The sequence below is a fragment of the Microvirga pakistanensis genome (assembly GCF_004458765.1).
Lineage (GTDB): Bacteria > Pseudomonadota > Alphaproteobacteria > Rhizobiales > Beijerinckiaceae > Microvirga > Microvirga pakistanensis.
This window is the reverse complement of sequence record NZ_SPJX01000435.1, coordinates 1-223: the sequence shown is the minus strand read 5'-3', so window position 1 is coordinate 223 and position 223 is coordinate 1. Positions and strand designations below refer to the sequence as shown.

The following is a 223-nucleotide window of genomic DNA, read 5'->3' as shown; positions in this document are numbered from 1 at the left end:
GGACTCGCGATCCTCCTGGCATTGGATTGGTACTTCGATTTTTCCGCCGTCATGGCGCTCATGGCTCCGGTTATCCTGATCGGCGGCATGACGCTCGGCATCTTCACCCCACCGGAAGCGGCCGTGGCGGCGGTGATTTGGTCTCTGTTCCTGGGGCTTGTACGCTATCGCTCCATGACGTTCAGGAGCCTTGCGAAGGCGACCTTCGACACGATCGAGACGA

At 60.1% G+C, this 223-nt stretch carries 1 protein-coding gene; it reads left to right on the top strand.

Annotation, left to right across the window (positions count from 1 at the left end):
• On the top strand, positions 1 to 223 hold a 223-nt coding region (locus E4K09_RS19850), incomplete at both ends, for a TRAP transporter large permease subunit (RefSeq protein ID WP_134499465.1).